The organism is Streptomyces sp. RKAG337 (assembly GCF_023701715.1).
In the GTDB taxonomy this organism is placed as follows: domain Bacteria; phylum Actinomycetota; class Actinomycetes; order Streptomycetales; family Streptomycetaceae; genus Actinacidiphila.
In genome coordinates this window covers 7,735,411-7,751,664 of sequence record NZ_JAJOZA010000001.1, presented here as the reverse complement: position 1 = coordinate 7,751,664, position 16,254 = coordinate 7,735,411, and the positions used below count along the sequence as shown (strand labels likewise).

At 73.8% G+C, this 16,254-nt stretch carries 11 protein-coding genes and 1 pseudogene; 4 read left to right on the top strand and 8 right to left on the bottom strand.

The features are described 5' to 3' along the window. Window positions 1-79: 79 nt before the first annotated feature. From LNW73_RS34320 to LNW73_RS34290, 7 genes are read right to left on the bottom strand one after another with little or no spacing between them, the layout of a single operon-like run. A complete protein-coding gene (locus LNW73_RS34320) occupies window positions 80-1,504 on the bottom strand; it encodes a hypothetical protein (protein WP_250992719.1) in 1,425 nt (474 codons plus the stop codon). Then, a complete protein-coding gene (locus LNW73_RS34315; RefSeq protein WP_250992718.1) occupies window positions 1,494-2,156 on the bottom strand; it encodes a 4Fe-4S single cluster domain-containing protein in 663 nt (220 codons plus the stop codon). Before LNW73_RS34315 ends, LNW73_RS34320 begins: the two co-directional genes overlap by 11 nt. Then, complete coding sequence (locus LNW73_RS34310; protein WP_250992717.1) at window positions 2,153-3,733, bottom strand: vWA domain-containing protein; 1,581 nt, start codon at window positions 3,731-3,733, stop codon at window positions 2,153-2,155. Before LNW73_RS34310 ends, LNW73_RS34315 begins: the two co-directional genes overlap by 4 nt. Further along, window positions 3,730-5,058, bottom strand: coding sequence for a hypothetical protein (locus LNW73_RS34305; protein WP_250992716.1), 1,329 nt, complete (start codon window positions 5,056-5,058; stop codon window positions 3,730-3,732). The genes LNW73_RS34310 and LNW73_RS34305 overlap by 4 nt, the downstream gene beginning before the upstream one ends. After that, window positions 5,055-7,688, bottom strand: coding sequence for a hypothetical protein (locus LNW73_RS34300; protein ID WP_250992715.1), 2,634 nt, complete (start codon window positions 7,686-7,688; stop codon window positions 5,055-5,057). Before LNW73_RS34300 ends, LNW73_RS34305 begins: the two co-directional genes overlap by 4 nt. Next, a complete protein-coding gene (locus LNW73_RS34295; protein ID WP_250992714.1) occupies window positions 7,685-8,902 on the bottom strand; it encodes a hypothetical protein in 1,218 nt (405 codons plus the stop codon). The genes LNW73_RS34300 and LNW73_RS34295 overlap by 4 nt, the downstream gene beginning before the upstream one ends. 29 nt (window positions 8,903-8,931) lie before the next feature. Further along, complete coding sequence (locus LNW73_RS34290) at window positions 8,932-10,392, bottom strand: hypothetical protein (protein ID WP_250992713.1); 1,461 nt, start codon at window positions 10,390-10,392, stop codon at window positions 8,932-8,934. A gap of 633 nt (window positions 10,393-11,025) precedes the next feature. Between LNW73_RS34290 and LNW73_RS34285 the strand changes: the two genes are divergently transcribed. The 4 genes and pseudogenes from LNW73_RS34285 (at window position 11,026) to LNW73_RS34270 (ending at window position 15,942) form a co-directional block, all read left to right on the top strand. After that, complete coding sequence (locus tag LNW73_RS34285) at window positions 11,026-11,250, top strand: hypothetical protein (RefSeq protein ID WP_250992712.1); 225 nt, start codon at window positions 11,026-11,028, stop codon at window positions 11,248-11,250. A 49-nt stretch (window positions 11,251-11,299) separates the two neighbouring features. Continuing rightward, window positions 11,300-12,981 (top strand): annotated as a pseudogene (locus tag LNW73_RS34280) (ABC transporter ATP-binding protein). Further along, window positions 12,978-14,771 (top strand): ABC transporter ATP-binding protein, encoded by a 1,794-nt coding sequence (locus LNW73_RS34275; protein ID WP_250992711.1) that lies wholly within the window; start codon window positions 12,978-12,980, stop codon window positions 14,769-14,771. Before LNW73_RS34280 ends, LNW73_RS34275 begins: the two are co-directional and overlap by 4 nt. Window positions 14,772-14,868: 97 nt before the next feature. Beyond that, a complete protein-coding gene (locus LNW73_RS34270) occupies window positions 14,869-15,942 on the top strand; it encodes an iron-siderophore ABC transporter substrate-binding protein (RefSeq protein WP_250992710.1) in 1,074 nt (357 codons plus the stop codon). A 66-nt stretch (window positions 15,943-16,008) separates the two neighbouring features. Here the strand turns inward: LNW73_RS34270 and LNW73_RS34265 are convergent, their stop codons facing one another. Then, window positions 16,009-16,206 (bottom strand): MbtH family protein, encoded by a 198-nt coding sequence (locus tag LNW73_RS34265; RefSeq protein WP_250992709.1) that lies wholly within the window; start codon window positions 16,204-16,206, stop codon window positions 16,009-16,011. Between the last annotated feature and the right edge of the window lie 48 nt (window positions 16,207-16,254).

The window sequence follows — 16,254 nt, the reverse complement described above, 5'->3', positions numbered from 1 at the left end:
GTGAACGGCTCACCGCTGCGCAGTGCGGCGCCGGCGAACCGCTCCACCGTCGGCCCGGGCACGACGGGCGGCGCCTGCGTCATACCCCGCCCGCTCCGGGGCGCGACTGCCCCTTCCGCAGTGTCTGGTTCTGTTCCGTGGCCCGGGTGCGCCGCTCCGCCTCCGCGCGGTGCCGCTCGATGTCCAGCAGCTCCGGGTCGGGTGCTCCCGGCTCGGACACCGGTCGGGACGCGTTGTGACCCTCGCCCTTGAGTGCCTCCTGGATCGCCTCGGCCCGGCGCCGAAGCTCCGCCTCCGAGGTGACGTCGTGGTCGTAGGACAGCACCCGCACCACGCACTCGCCGGAGTCCCGGGCCGCCTGCGAGATGTCCAGCACGATCTCGTTGCCGTTGTCGTGCTGGAGCTTGGCGTAGTAGGCGCCCCGGGGGTCGGCGTCCTGGTACTCGCCGTCCACGAAGTCGTAGAAGGCCAGCTCGCCGAGGGTCTGGGCCACCGCGTCCGCCAGGTTGACCCGGATCTGCGAGGCCAGGTGCCGCATGCCCGCCTGCGCGACCGTGTCGCCGAGGGTGCGCTCCAGCCGGGGCGCCTCCCGCTCGCGCAGGCCGTGCAGCGCCTCGACGTCCGTCCCGTCGTCCCGGGCCTGGGACAGTCCGTCGGCCGTCTCCTGCCGCAGACCGTCCAGTTCGTCCCTGGACCAGAACTCGACGTCGAGCGTGAAGCCCTCCATCGCGGTTCCGTCGGCCCCCAGCACCGGCCGCTCCAGGTTGCCCTCGATCAGCCGCTCCACCCGCACCAGCGACTCGACCGCCGCGGTCTGGGCCGAGCACCGCTCCAGTTCGCGCTGCTCGGTGTCCACCCGCAGCTCGCTCAGCGAGTGGTACGTCTCCTGCGCGAGCGCCAGCGCGGCGTCGAACCGGCCCTGTGCCAGGTTCTGCCCGGCGGTGGCCAGCCGGGCCTGGAGCCGTTCCAGTTCCTGCGGCGCGTACCGCTCGTGCAGCCCCGCCTCCGCGATCAGCCCGGCCATCACGTTCGCGTCCGCCAGCCAGGCCCGTACCGTCTCCTCGGCCCGCGCCCGGTCCTCCTTCATGATGTCGATGTCCGCGGCCAGCCGGGCCGTCTCCGCGCGCCGCTCGGCCCGTTCGGCGGCAAGTGCCTGCCGGACCTGTGCCTGCTGCTCGGCGAGCGCCTGCCGGGTCTCCTCCCGCAACCGGCCTGCCGTCGCGGCCAGTTCCCGGTGCAGGTCCTTCGCCTGTTCCTGCAGCCGCCGGGTGGTGTCGGCCTCCAACCGACGGGTCTGCTGGCTGAGTTCGCCCATCGCCGCTTCGTGCCGCTGCTGGCGCTCCGCCACCCTGGCGAAGGTCCGGTCGAGGTCGGCACGCGTCTGCGACCGGATGTCCTCGACCAGGCCCGGAAGGGTGCTCAGCACCTCCTTCAGCTGCTGCGCCTTGCGTTGGACGCGGTACCACTCCGCCTCGTCGACCGAGATGCGCTTCCTACCGCTCATCGTTCTCCAGCTCCCTTCCAGGGGACGTGCGGCCGCGGACGGAGTCGACCGCGGTGTCGAAGGCGGCCAGCAGCCCGGGCGGCGGCACGCCGATGAGCAGGGCCTCCCGGCCGGTGACCGCGATCTCGGCGGTCCGCGGGCGGTCGCCGAAGTCGTAGCCCTGGCCGGCCAGCCGCCCGGTCAGGTGGTGGACCCGCTGGTTGGAACTGCCGCGCAGGCCACGGCCGTCGTCGAGCGCGGCGACGTACCGGCCGTCGATCAGCACGTCCACCGCCGCCAGCAGGTCCGGCACGCCCGGTGACGGCGGGCGGGCGCGCAGGGCCGGCAGCCGGTACCCGGTGAAGCAGATCAGCGACACGTCCCTGACCTCCCGTGCCAGCCGGACCACTTCGGCGAGGCCGGCGGCCTGCTCCATCGGCTCGCCGCCGGAGAACGTCAGCCCGGTCACCCGGGGGTCTGCCAGCAGCTCCGCCGCCAGCTCCCAAGGGGTGGCCCGACGGGCCTCGTGGAACGGGATCCAGTCCGGCGACATGCAGCCGGCGCAGTCGAACGGGCAGCCCTGCACCCACAGCACCGACCGCACCCCGGGTCCCAGCGCCTCGGTGCCGACCCGGGTGGCCGCCACGTTCAGCGCCGCGCCGGCGCCGTTCACCGGGCCCGTCCGCCGACCGGGACCTTGCCCGTCACCGGCGCCGGCTCATGGGTGAACCGCACCCCGTTGATCACCACGTGCCCGCCGGGCACGCAGGTGGCCCTGCTCTCCCGGGCGATCGAGCCGTCCGGGGTGTACCGGATCAGCAGGTCGACCCGCGCACCCCGGTCCGTCATCCGCCGCCGGCCCCGCACCCGGCCGTCGCCGCCGACCGTCGTCGGCCGCAGCCGCCGGCCGCGCCCGCCCAGCGCTATCCGCTCCGGGATCTGCGGGTCCAACGCCCGGACCAGCAGCAGCGTGCCGGTCAGCCGGGGCCGGTGCGACCGCCGCCACACCAGCCAGCCGATCAGCAGCGCCAGCGCCAGACCGCCCAGCAGGGCGGGCAGCAGGACCGCGGAGCCCACCGTGGCCCGCAGCGGCACCGCCGCCCCGGTGACCCGCACCTCCCGCGGGACGCCCAGCGAGATGTCGGGGGCGAGCGGCTGCTCCCAGGCCGAACCGACCCGCCCGGTCAGCCGCAGCACGGCGTTCGCGTCCTCGGTCCGCCGGAACGGCACCGGTCCCGCGGACAGCTCGCCCCGCAGTTGCACGTCGAAGGTCCGGGACGTGCCCGGTTGCAGCGTCACCTCGTCCGGCAGCCCGCTGACCGTGATCGACGCGTCCGCGACGGACGCCCGCAGCCCGGTGACGGTCAGCGGCACCCGGCTGGTGGTGGACCGCAGCGTCAGGTGTGCGGTGGCCGAGCCGTCGGTGAGGTCGGCCCGGCCGTCGCCCGCCCAACCGGCCGTCATCCCCTTGCCCTTGTCCCCGGCGAGCAGCAGCGCCGCCTGCCGGGCCCGGGTCCGGTCACCGGCCCTGGCCAGATAGCCGCCGAGGTCCTGGATGTTCTTCGGCCGCAGCTCCGTGGTGTCGGGAACGACGGTCCCGAGCAGGTCCGCGCCGGACGCCCCGGTGCCCAGCGGCAGTGCGTAGCCCGCCAGTTCGGCCCGTTTGCCGATCGCGGCGGCGCGCTGTGCCAGCGCCGTCCAGGCCGGTCCGGTGGACGTGGGGTAGCGCGAGCCCGGGGCCGGGTCCTGCTGCCCGTCGGTGAGCAGGACGACGGAGGCCACCGGAGAGGCGTTGCCCCGTTCCAGCTCGGCGAGCGCCTTGTCCAGAGCGGCACCGATGTCGGTGGCCCCCTGCGGATTGGGCCCGGCGGGCAGATGGGACATGATCGCCGCGGTGTCGCCCGCGGAGCCGATGTACTGGATCTGCGGGCGGGAGTCGAAGGTGATGAGCTCGACGTGGTCCTTGGGCGTGAGGCCGTCCAGGAACGGGCGGAGCGTGGCACGGACCGTGTCGTAGCGGCCGTCCTGGGTCATCGACCCCGACGTGTCCACCAGGATCGCGTAGTCGGCGGGCTCCTGACCCAGCTGCAGCGCCTGGTAGACCTCCGCCCGGGTCGGGTGGGCCGCGTCGGCCGGCACGGCCTGGGCCGGCGCCGCCGCCAGTGCCGGGGCGGCCAGTAACGCGATGCTGAGTACGGCGGCGCACCTGCGGACGGTACGGAGCGCCCGCGGTCGGACGGTGTACTTCACGAACGCACTTCCTTCAGGTCGGTCGGCAGACTGCCGAGCGGGTATTCGCTGGGCGCCCCCGTGCCCAGCGGTTGCAGCACCAGGCGCGCCGTACCGTCGACGGCGACGCGCACGCCCACATGGAAGCGGTCGCCCTCGCCGCCGTCAGGCAGCAGCAGGGTCTGTACCGGCGCGGTGCGGCGCCCCGCCGTGTCGCGCACCCGCACCCGCACGGGTCGCCCGGCGGCGGTGCCCTCCGGTCCGGTCCGCAGCCGGACCCGCTGCCCGTCGGCCTCCGCGAAGACGGTGGCGCCGCCCGGCTCCAGTGCCCCGGCCGCGCTCAGCAGCAGCTCTTCGTCCCGCGGCCGGCCCGCCACCGTGCGGTGGGTGCCGACGCACACGGCGTACGGGTAGCGGTCCGCTGGATCGATCCGTCCCGCGGCGACCAGGGCGGCCCCGTAGACGGCGGCCAGCGCGGGGTCCACCCCGGCCGGCAGTGCGACGGACTCCCCCTGGCGCTCCGTCAGATGCCGGACCAGCGGCAGGAAGCGGGCGGCGCCGCCCACCGCGACCGCCGCGCCGCGCGGCTGATCGTCGGACGCCTCGTCCAGCACCTGGTCCAGGCAGGTGGTGAGCCGCGCCAGGGCCCGGAGCACCGCACCCGCGGTGATCTCCCGCCCGGCCACCTGGTGCACGGCGAGGTCGTGGTAGCGGTCCGGATGCGACTGCGCCTGGGTCAGCATCACGTCCAGCCGCAGCGCGGCACCGTCCGCCTCCCGTACGGCCGCGAGTGCCTGGCGCTGCGCCTCCTCGGCAGGCAGTCCCGCCGACAGCAGCAGGGCCGCGTCGAATCCGGCGGCGTAGCCGTCGGCGGGCGCCTGCCGCGCGTCGCCGGTCACCGCCACCGTTCCGGGCGTGACGGCGCACACCGCGACCCGCGCCTCGGTCGCGCCCAGGTCGCACACCGCGTACCGGCCGGCCGTCACCGTGCCGGTGTGCCGCAGCAGCGCCAGCACCGCGTGCGGGGTGCCCAATGCCCGGAACCGCGGCGCCCGGCCGGTGCCGTGCAGCGCGGTCAGCGTGTCCGCGCCCCGGCGGGCGTGCTCGGCCCGGTCCCGCTGCGGGACGACCAGCACCACCTGGTCGGGGACGCCGTGCGCGTCGCGGTACGCGGTGTACGCCGCGCGCAGCGCGGTGGTGCGGTGCGTGCCGCCCGGCTCTGCCGGAGCCGGCAGGCCCTCCCCCGGCACCGCCCCGGGCAGCCTGACCAGTTCGGCGGTGCCGTGCGGGCTGATGTGCGCGATGCGGACGTAACGGGCGCCGACGTCCACGGCGATGGCGCTCACTGGGGCCCCCGCTTCCGGAACGGCATGGAGGGCAGGGAGGGCAGATGCCAGCCGGACCTGCCCTGGTGGTCCTGGTCGTCGCTCACCGCGGGCCCGCCCTCGGGAACGGGTACCGGTGTGGGCGCGAACGGCTGTTGGTACGGCGGCTGGGGAGCGCCGGCGACCGGTGGGCGGTCCTGCGAACTGCCGCCCGTGGGCTGGGCGGAGGGTTGCGGCGGGGTGCCCAGAGCGGCGAGGAGTTGCTGGTGCCGGTGCACCTGTCCGGTACTGAAACCGTGCATCTGCCGGACCAGTGCGGTGTACCGACCGCTGCGGTGCAGCGCCCTGTACAGCTCGATCCCCAGCGTGGTCCGCTGTTTTTCCAGCTCCACCGAGGCGTAGAAGGCGAAGAGCGGTCCGTAGCGTTCGACGGCCGAGGCCACCTCGTGCAGCAACTGCCGGGAGAAGCCCCGCTCGCCGTAGGCCGCGGTGACGATCCCGCACCAGTGCGGGTACGACTGCCCGTTCCTGAGGGCGAGCCGCACGTCGCGCACCGGGCGCAGCCAGTCGAGACCGGGCCGGCGCTCCAGTGACCGCAGCGTCCCGTCGGTCAGGTCGAGGTCGAGCCAGGGCTCGTAGGTGTCCCGGGTGAGCCGGGTGACCAGTCCGTCCAGCACGGTCGACTCGGTGGAGCGGAGCCGCCTCATCAGCCGTTGCAGCACCGTCCACCGGGCGTCGCCCGGCGCGTCCCCGAGCAGCGTCTCGATCGCCAGGTCCTTCAGGACGGGGTCGGCGTCGATGCGTCGCACGACGGCGTCCGCGTACCCGTCGAGTACCTCCTGGCCGGTGAGCCGGGCCAGCCTCGGCAGGGGTGCGATGGTGCGGGAGGAGTCGTGCGCGCGGACCAGCACGTCCAGCAGATCGGCGTCCGCGGCCGCCCTCGGCATCGATTCCGTCGCGTCCGGCGACGCCACGGCGTTCAACAGCGCCGACAGCTCCCGCCGGTGGTCGCTCCGCGGGACCTCCCGCAGCGCCGGCCACAGCAGGCCGACCGTGGCCGGCTGCCGGTTCTCGGCGGCGATCTCCAGTGCCACCCGCCACCCGGTGCCCTTCGCGTGCGCCGAAGTGAAGTCGGCCGCGTCGGCCTCGATGGCCTGGTCAGGGGCGAGCCGGCCGGTGATCACGGCGGCGAAGCGCAGCCAGCCCGGCCACCGGTCGAGGTCGGCGGCGATGGCCGATGCGACGATGCGGGCCAGCGGCGACCGGTCCCGGCCCGGCTCCATGAGGGAGGCCAGCCAGGCGTGCCCGACGTCGCTCCGGTCGAGCACGATCCGGTCGGCCACGGCGGACGTGTGCGCGTGCTTGCGCTCGACGAAGTAGGCCAGTTCGCCGACCCAGACGGGATCCTGGCCCGGCGCGGTCACGAGGGCCGTGAACAGCTCGTCGAACAGGCCCGGGTGCCGGGCCTCGAACTCCCGCAGCACACCGAGGTGGCTCTTGGCCCGGGCGAAGCTGTCGCTCGTCGCACCGAGCGCGATGACGTCACCGGCCAGCAACCGCGGTGTCGACCGGAGCCAGTGCTGTTCCAGCAGTTCCCGGGCCTGGCCGCCGTCCGGGCCCGGCACGAGCCGGAAGAGGAAGGAGACCAGCACGGCCTGATGGTGCTCGCCCAGCGACTCCATCCGGTGCAGGTGCAGCAGCCGGACGACGTCGCGGAGGTTGCCGCGGCCCTGTTTGATGTCGCTCACCACGGAGCTGAGCAGGTCCATCTCCCGCAGCAGGTGCAGTGCCTGGGCTGCCTCCTGAACCGGGACGACCGTGGTGGCGGCCAGCAGGTGCTCGACCATCGCGACGGTCGGCTCCTGCTTCTGCCGCATGCGCCACAGCTCGGTGAGGTACGCACGCGCCGTGTCGCCCTGGGGCTCCGGCGGCAGACCGCTGCCTAACGCCACCTCCATCTGCCCGGCCCGCGCGGCGGGTGCGAAGACCAGCCGCAGCTGGTGCTCGGACCTGCCGGTCCAGGTCGCCCCGCTCAGCCAGGCACGGCAGCCGTACGGCAGCAGCGCGCACACGGCGTCCAGGATCTGTACCCGCCGGTCGGTGTCCGGGACGGGGCCGCCCGGCGGCACCGTGATCACCACCCGGCGGCCGTCCAGCAGCAGCGCCGCGACCCCGGCGGCCCAGCCGAAGTCCAGCTCCTCCACCGTCGCGGCGAGCTGGGCGGCGTCGGCGCGGGCCGCCTCGAACGGGACACGGTCGTCGGACCGTTCGGGCGACCGCACGCGGGCCGCGCCCCGGTCGAGCCCGGTCCAGGTCAGTCCGGCCGTGCCGGCCTGCTGCCACTCCAGCAGCATCAGGCTCCAGGAGTAGCTGGCCGCACCGGTGGCGTCCCGGGTGCCGTCCCATGTCATCTCCGCCACCGCGCACACGGGAACCGACTCGTCCGGCACGGTGCCGAGGAACACCCGCCACGGCAGCGCGCCCACCGGATCGCGGTCGTCCGGCGTTCCGGTCGCGGCTCCGAACAGATACCGCTCGGCCCGGACCTTCGGCAGGCTGCCGCCCAGCATCTCGTACCCCATGCTGTGGCCCTGGTGCTTGCCGAGCACCGCCCAGTCGGCGGGCAGCGTGCGGTCGGAGCCGCCGCTCACCGCAGGCGCCCCTTACGACCGTCGGTGCGGATCCGGCGCTCCAGGTCGATCAGCGGTTCCAGGACGTTGATCGGCTCGGGCGAGGTGCAGATCCGCGGTTTGCCGTCGACGGACTCCACGTTCAGGTAACTGCGGTAGTCGAACGTGTGCTGCGGATTGAGCCGGAAACCGATGGCCGACGTGGCGTAGTACGAGATGCGCTCGGGGTGGAAGAAGTTGTTCAGCCCGTCGCGCACCAGGCGGGCGGTGGAGCCGCGGAACTCGTCGCAGAGCCAGGAGAAGAAGCCGGCGCTCTGCTCCGCGGGCACCCGCGGTATCTGGGACCCGACCGAGTCCTGGGTGACCCAGCCGGCGCGTACGGCGGGTTCGAAGATGGCGGGATCGTCGAACTTCGCGACACAGACCGACACATAGTGCGGCAGCCTGCCCCGGTGGTGTCCGCCCGCGTCACGGACCCGCGCGTTCAGCGCGTTGAGCGTGGCGTAGAAGTAGTTCAGGCTCTCGGTCCCGCTCTTGCCGTCCAGCAGCGGGTCGAAGAGATAGATCAGCCCCTTGGCCGCGGCCAACTGGTCGAGGATCTGGGCGTGATGCGGGTTGTTGCGGTTGAACGCCTCACCCATCACGTCCTGGACGTCCAGCACGAAGCCCAGTTCACGGGTCTTCCCGAACCTCCTGGCCGGGCCCTCCTGCCCTTGGAAGGACCAGCTCAGACCCTCCAGTCCCACAGTGGCGTCCGGGAAGACGCGGCTCATGGTCAGCCGTTCGACGCTGTCGTTGAGGAATTCGGTGGCCTGCGGGGTCATTCCGCCGATCACCCAGTTGTCCGGGCTGTGCCGGTGGTGCTGCATCGCCGCGATCGGCAGGGCGCCCAGGAAGGTCGTCTTGCCGGACCGGGGCGCGCCCCACAGTCCGATCCGCACATGGTCCGTGGCGGAGGCGACACCGGCCGGCGCGGTCGGGATCCGCAGCGGCGCGAGGTTGCCGTCCGGTACGGCATACGTCTGCTGCGGCGCCGACTCGTACCCGTGGGCCGGTGCCGGCGGAGTCTCCGGCGGGTGTGCCGACGGCCGGATGTAGGCCAACGAGCCCGGCCCGGCCGGCGGCCGGGAACCGTTCTCCGGGGTCCCGCCGGGCGGGGACGCGGGAGGGGCGGGGATGGTCGGCGGAGTGCCGAGGGGGGTCGCTTGCGTCTCGTCTCGGTCGAACTGGGCCATCGTGTCTCTCCTCGTACCGGAGCTGGGGGTCACCGCAAGGCAGTGGCGAAGGCGAGCGGGCAGGGTGGGCCGTCCGACCGCCATGCCGGGGTCAGTTCCGCCGCCACGTCGGCCGGGGCGTTCCTGCCGGGCTGGAAGGAGCCCTCCGCCGACAGGGCGGCCCACGTACCGCGGGCGTAGTCCCCGACGGGATCAGGGCTGCCGGGCGGACCTGGCGGGGTCTGATCCGCCCGGGTCAGCACCCGCACCCCGTGCCCGCGCAGCGCGTGCAGTTCGTGCTTCCAGTCGGCGCCGAGCGGACAGGACGGCACCGGGCCGCGCAGCACGGGCATCGCGGGCGGGCGGCGGGCGACGATCAGCACGGTGCGCCGGGTGGCAGCCGCGGCCCGGGCGGGCGCCACCGCCAGCCGGACGACCGCTTTGAGCGCGTCCTCCAGCGACGACGTCGTGTCCTGGCGGCGCAGGGCCGGCTTCCAGCCCGCCAGTTCCGCCAGGACGTCCCCGGCCGGGCCGGCCGGACGCGGCAGCAGCAGGGTGGGCCGCTGCGTGTGGCTGTTCTCGTGGATCACGTGGTCGTAGTGGCCCACCACACCGACGCGCAGTCCGGCCCCGCCGTTCCGTCGCGCGAGTTCGCTGACGACCTCCCCGACGAAGTCCAGCCGTTCGGCGGTCTCGGCCGTGTCGGCGCCGCTCAACTCGACGGTGAACCAGACCTCCAGCCCGGGCGGGCGGATGATCCGGCGGGGAAGGCCGCTGATCAGGGCCGGGATGTCGAGGGCGGGGCGGCCGTTCTCGGCCGGCGCCGCCCGGCCCGTCAGACGCACATCGCCCGGGCCCCGTAACTCGAAGGTCAGCCGGGCGGTGCCGAGCGCGTGGAGTTCCGTGCCCGGGGCGGACAGCACCGCCGCCCCCGTCCCGTCGGCCGCCGGCCTGCCGGCGAGTACCGGCAGCAGCACCGGCGTACCGTCCTCGATCCCGCCGTGCACGGTGACCGCCGCGGTCGCCGTCCCGCCGGCGGGCAGCCGGGATCCGGCCGGGAAGAGCACCTCGGTGTACGGGTGCACGGCGCCGGTGCGGTCGTCGAACCGGGCCAGCAGCAGCGTGTGGTCGAGCAACAGAGGCGCTGTGCGCAGTAGCTCGTCCACCGCGCTCTCGGCGCCCGGCACGCCGGGACCGCTCGACGGTTCGGGGCCCGGCCCCGCCTCGGCCCGCAGCGGGTAGGCGGCGCGCAGCAGGTCCGCGGCCCGGTCCAGCAGCACCCAGCCGGACCGGCTGCTCAGCAGCACCAACGAGTGGGCGTAGGAGGGAGGCACGTACGCCTTCAGCCAGTTCGCCACCGCCGTGTCGAAATCCGCCCGGCCGACCAGGGGAAGGGTGCCGATCCCGCCGGCGAGCTGAAATCGGCGAATTTCCGGCCGATGGTCGAGAAGCGGGGCGACGGAGCGCCACTCGGTACTTCCGGCGTCGGTCTGCCGGGGTATCCCGTTCATGTCGGCGGAGGCTCTGATCATGCTGACGCAATCAGGGCCGAATTCGATGAACACTAACTCCTTGATACGCCCGTTGATCAAATCGGCGAGGATCCCGGGCCAGCGCGCGGAGTCCTGCGTCGACAAGCCATTCGGTACGCGGGAACCGGCCACCGGGCTTTTCGCCCCCGGTCGCGCGGGGCCGCCGCGAATCACCTCGGCGAGCTGTCCACCGTCGCCCGCACCTGCGTTCGAAAGCGCCGCCGCCCTGGTGTCCCAGGCGTGTCCGGCCGCGTCAACGGCCGCGAGGTCCCGCTGCCGATCGGCCTCGGTCAGTTCCCCCAGTACCGGATCGGCCCGCATGGGCCATTGACAACCGCCGCACAGGTCCTTGTCCTCATCCGGAATTCCGCACACCGGACATGCTTGATCATTCCCCCGGCCAATGATCCCTACCCCCCGGATACACATGAGCCGCGTACGGCCCCGCTCGTCCTGTTCGCCCCCCGGCGAACGGCCGCTAACCGGAACGACTGGGCCCCGGATAGTTCATGGTTGCACAGTGCGGGTGGAATGCGACGGGCTTTGGTCACAGCGGAGTGCACGATCCTCCCTTTCTTTTCGGACCGGCCCCCAAGGGCCCATGGGCGGCACGTGCACGGGGCGGCCGTCCTGGCCAACGCCCTGCTCCGGTCGCGGCCCCTCACCGACTCGCCCGCGACGGAACGAGCGATCCGGCTCGCGGACATCGGCGACACCGATCCGGTGCCGCTGGACCAGCGGCCGCAGTCGTCGGCGGCGCTGCGCGCACTCGACCTGATGGCGCTTCCGGGCCGGGACCGGCCGTCCGGGCGCCTTGACCGGGGAACCCCTACTTAGACTAGCCTTACCTAACATTCGGGTTGGGCTGGTTCCGGAAGGTGTGCCGGTGGGAGCAGAGGGACCACGAACGCGCGACGTGCTGGGGCAGGCGGTCGGGGGGCAACGGCGCGATGTGTGTGCCGGGGCCGTTCTGGGTGCCGGGCACCAACTGGGCGAAGCCCTGGTACCGGTGCTGATCGGCGTCGTGATCGACCAGGCGGTCGCCAAGAGCGACACCGGTGCGCTGGTGCGCTGGCTGGCGGTGCTGGGCGTCGTGTACGTGGGGCTGTCGTTCAGCTTCCGGTACGGGGCGCGGGCCGGCGAACGGGCCGCGGAGCAGGCGGCGCACCTGCTGCGGGTGGCCGTCGTACGCCGGGTGCTCGCTCCCGGGGCGGGGCCGAGAGCGGCCGGTTGCCGGGGGCGCTGGCGAACATCGCCACCGAGGACGCCAAGCGGGTCGGCGCGGTCAACATGGCGGTGATGGCCGGGATCTCGGCCCTCGCCGGGCTGGCGGTCAGTGCGGTGGCGCTGCTGGTGATCTCCGTGCCGCTGGGCCTGATGGTCCTGCTGGGCACACCCGTACTGCTGTGGCTGGGACATCTGCTGAGCAAGCCGCTGGAGCGCCGCAGCGAGGCCGAGCAGGAGCGGGCCGCGCACGCCTCCGGCATCGCCGCCGACCTGGTGGCGGGCCTGCGGGTGCTCAAGGGCATCGGAGCGCAGGCCGCGGCAGTGCAGCGTTACCGGCGCACCAGCCGCGACTCGTTGGCCGCCACGTTGCGCGCCGCCGCCGCCCAGGCATGGCAGAGCGGCGTCGTCCTCGCGCTGACCGGTGGCTTCATCGCCCTGGTGGCGCTGGTCGGCGGACGGCTCGCCGTCGAGGGCGACATCACCCTGGGCCAACTGGTGTCGGCTGTCGGCCTCGCACTGTTCCTGATCGGGCCGCTGGAAGTACTGGCCTGGGTGAACGCCGAGCTCGCACAGGGCCGCGCCTCGGCCGCGAGGATCGCGGAGGTGCTCGCCGCGCCCCTCGACGTCGCTCCCGGCGGGCGGCGGCTGGCCGACCCCGTACGGGGCGGTCTGCGGCTGCGCGGAGTCAGCCTGGGCGGGCTGCGGGACGTCGATCTGACCGTGGCGCCCGGCGAGCTGCTCGGTGTGGCCAGTACCGACCCGGCGGCCGCGGAGGCCCTGTTGCGGTGCCTCGGCAGGACCGAGGACCCCGAGTCCGGGAGCGTCGAGCTGGACGGCGTGCCGCTCACCGACCTCGACCCGGCGGAGCTGCGCACGGCCGTCCTGGTCGCCGCGCACGACGCCGACCTGTTCGACGGCACGCTGCGGGAGAACGTCGGTTCCGGCGGCGACCCGGGGCGGGCCATGGCGGCAGCGGCCGCCGACGAGGTGGCCCGGACGCTGCCGCTGGGCGACGCGGCGGAGGTCGGTGAGGGCGGCCGCTCGCTCTCCGGCGGCCAGCGCCAGCGCGTGGCGCTGGCCCGCGCGCTGCACGCGGACCGGACCGTCCTCGTCGTCCACGACCCGACCACCGCGGTCGACGCGGTCACCGAGGCCCGGATCGCGGACGGCGTACGGGAGTTCCGCAGCGGCCGCACCACGGTCCTGGTCACCAACAGTCCTTCGCTGCTCGCCGTCACCGACCGGGTGGTCCTCCTGGACGCCGGCCGGATCGCCGCCGACGGCCCGCACACCGGTCTCCTGCGGGACGACGCGGCCTACCGTACGGCGGTGCTGGCATGACCCGGGAGCTGCTGCCCACCGCGACCCCCGCGCGCACCCGCGCCGCGGCACGGGAACTGCTGCGCCCGCACCGGGCGCTCGCCTGCGCCGGGTTCGGCGTCCTGGTGGTGGCCACCGTCGTGGGGCTGCTCACCCAGCCGCTGCTGGGTCACCTCATCGACCTGGTCACCGAACGCCACCCGGCCGGCGACCTCACCCGGCCCGTGGTGCTGCTGGCACTCGTCGCCGTGGTCCAGGGGATCACCACCGCGCTCGGCCTGTCGCTGGTCTCGCGGCTCGGTGAGACCGTACTGGCCGAGCTGCGCGAGAAGTTCGTCGAACGGGCCCTGCTGCTGCCGCTGGACCGGCTGGAGAAGGCCGGCTCCGGCGACCTCACCGCCCGCGTCACCCGGGACGTCTCGCGGGTCGCCGACGCGGTCCGCACCGCGCTGCCCGAGCTGGCCCGCTCCGGACTGACCATCGTGCTGACGCTCGGCGCACTCGCCGTGCTCGACTGGCGGTTCCTGCTCGCCGCACTGCTCGCGCTGCCCGTCCAGGCGTACACCGCCCGCTGGTACCTGGCCAACGCCACACCGCTGTACGCCAAGGAGCGGATCGCGACCGGTGCGCAGCAGCAGCAACTGCTCGACACCATCGGCGGGGCGGGCACGGTGCGGGCCCTGCGGCTGGAGGCCGAACACACCGAACGGGTCACCGAACGCTCCCGGGCCGCCGTCGACCTGACGCTGCGGGGGGTGCGGCTGGTGCTGCGCTTCTACAGCCGGCTGCATGTGGCCGAATACACCGGTCTGGCCGCCGTTCTGGTGGCCGGCTTCCTGCTCGTGCGCAGCGGTTCCGCGACGATCGGCACCGCGACGGCCGCCGCGCTGTACTTCCACAGCCTGTTCGGCCCGGTCAACACCGCGCTGGTGCTGCTCGACGACGCCCAGTCCGCTTCGGCCGGGCTGGCCCGGCTGGTCGGAGTGGTCGACGAGCCGGTGCGGGAGGAGACGGCCGGGACGGCGCCGGAGGTACCGCGGAGCGTTCCGACCGTCACCCTGACCGGTGTCGGCCACAGCTACGTACCCGGCCGGCCCGTGCTGCACGACGTGGACCTGGTCCTGCGGCCGAAGGAGAAGGTCGCCCTGGTCGGCGCCAGCGGGGCGGGCAAGACCACCCTCGCCAAGCTCATCGTCGGCATCCACCACCCCACCACCGGCCGCATCGACATCGCGGGCACCGAACCGGGCGAGGCCGGCCGTACGGTGGCGCTGGTCACCCAGGAGGTGCACGTCTTCGCCGGTCCGCTCGCCGACGACCTGCGGCTGGCCCGGCCGGCCGCCGACACCGGGGAGCTGCGCGAGGCGCTGGACCGGGTCGGCGCGCTGGGCTGGGTCGACGCGCTGCCCGACGGGCTCGAGACCGTCGTCGGTGACGGCGGCCACCGGCTGACCGCCGACCGGGCGCAGCAACTCGCGCTGGCCCGGCTGGTACTGGCCGATCCGCCGGTCGCGGTCCTCGACGAGGCCACCGCCGAGGCGGGCAGCTCCGGCGCGCAGCTGCTGGAGCGGGCCGCCGACCGGGCCCTGGACGGCCGCACCGCGCTGGTCGTCGCCCACCGGCTGAGCCAGGCCGCGGCCGCCGACCGGATCGTCGTCATGGAGGACGGCCGGGTCGTCGAGAGCGGCAGCCACGACGAGCTGCGCGCCGCCGGGGGGCCGTACGCCGCCCTGTGGCAGGCCTGGTCGCGGCACCGCGGCAGTGTCGCCCCGAGCCGTGACCCCGGCCCCGTCCCTGACCTCCAGCTGTAGCCCCGAACCGCCAGCCGTAACTCCGATCGGCATCGGTCGCCGGTCGGCGGCAGAACCGAACCGCACACCGCACCGTACCGACCCGAAGGATCATGTGATGTCCCGCGCCCAGAGAGCCACCCGGTTCACCGGACTGCTCGCCTCCGTACTGCTTCTCGCCGGTGGGGTGGCCGCCTGCGGCTCGGCCGACTCCGGCACCGGTTCCGGCCCCGCGTCCGCCGGCACCGGCAAGAACGCCGCCGCCACCGCTTTCCCCGTCACCATCCAGCACAAGTACGGCAGCACGACCGTCAAGTCCGAGCCGAAGCGCATCGTCACGGTCGGCCTGACCGACCAGGACGCCGTGCTGGCGCTGGGCACGGTACCGGTCGGAACGACGGAGTGGATCGGCGGCTACCCGGGCGCCATCGGCCCCTGGGCGCAGAGCAAGCTGGGCGGCGCGGCCGTGCCGACCGTGCTCAAGGACACCGGGACCGGGCCTCAGACGGAGAAGATCGCCGCCCTGCGGCCGGACCTGATCCTCGCTCTGTACTCCGGCCTGACGAAGGCCCAGTACGACACGCTGTCGAAGTTCGCCCCGGTCGTGGCCCAGCCCAAGGAGTTCAACGACTTCGGCATCCCCTGGCAGCAGCAGACCGAGACCATCGGCAAGGCGCTCGGCAAGCAGGCCGAGGCCAAGACGCTGGTCGACGGCGTCAAGAGCGTGTTCAGCGCCGCCGGGAAGCAGCACCCGGAGTTCGCCAGGACCACCGCGGTCATGGCCACCCCGTACGAGGGCACCTTCGTCTACGGCAGCCAGGACGCGCGCTCCCGGCTGCTGGCGGGCCTCGGCCTCACGCTGCCGACGGGTCTGGACAAGGTGATCGGTGACTCCTTCGGCGCCAACATCAGCAAGGAGCGCACCGATCTGCTCGACCAGGGCGTCGCGGTGTGGATCGTCCCGGACACCACCGGAGCCGTCACCAAGCTGCACAGCGACAAGCTCTACGGCGACCTGAACGTCGTGAAGCAGGGCCGCGAGGTCTTCATCAAGGAGACCAGCGACTACGGCAACGCGGTGTCCCTGTCGACGGTGCTCAGCATTCCGTACGTCCTGGAGCGCCTGGTGCCGCAGCTCGCCGCGGCGGTGGACGGCAAGCCCGACACGAAGGTCGGGCAGCCCGCGTCCTGACCGGCACGCCGGACACGGCGGAGGGGGACGGCCCGGTCGGGCCGTCCCCCTCCGCCGTGTCGGGGGCTACTCCACGAGGCTGATGGGTCGCATGTCCGTCCAGTTGGTCTCGGTGTACTCCTGGCATTCCTGCCGTCCGGCCGGGCCGTACGCGACGGTCCAGCCGGCCGGCACGTCGACGAAGTCGGGCCACAGGCTGTGCTGGCCCTCGTCGTTGACCAGGACCGAGTAGACGCCCTCGGGGTTCTCGAACGGGTTGGCCATCTTCTCAGTTCCTCTCGGTGGGGCGGTTGGGTGGTTCGGGGTCAAGGT

What these genes read in the sequence shown, in the direction of transcription:
- LNW73_RS34320 (WP_250992719.1), bottom strand. Translation starts at nt 1,504, where the DNA reads ATGAGCGGTAGGAAGCGCATCTCGGTCGACGAGGCGGAGTGGTACCGC.
- LNW73_RS34295 (WP_250992714.1), bottom strand. Translation starts at nt 8,902, where the DNA reads ATGGCCCAGTTCGACCGAGACGAGACGCAAGCGACCCCCCTCGGCACT.
- LNW73_RS34290 (WP_250992713.1), bottom strand. Translation starts at nt 10,392, where the DNA reads ATGAACGGGATACCCCGGCAGACCGACGCCGGAAGTACCGAGTGGCGC.
- LNW73_RS34275 (WP_250992711.1), top strand. Translation starts at nt 12,978, where the DNA reads ATGACCCGGGAGCTGCTGCCCACCGCGACCCCCGCGCGCACCCGCGCC.
- LNW73_RS34270 (WP_250992710.1), top strand. Translation starts at nt 14,869, where the DNA reads ATGTCCCGCGCCCAGAGAGCCACCCGGTTCACCGGACTGCTCGCCTCC.
- LNW73_RS34265 (WP_250992709.1), bottom strand. Translation starts at nt 16,206, where the DNA reads ATGGCCAACCCGTTCGAGAACCCCGAGGGCGTCTACTCGGTCCTGGTC.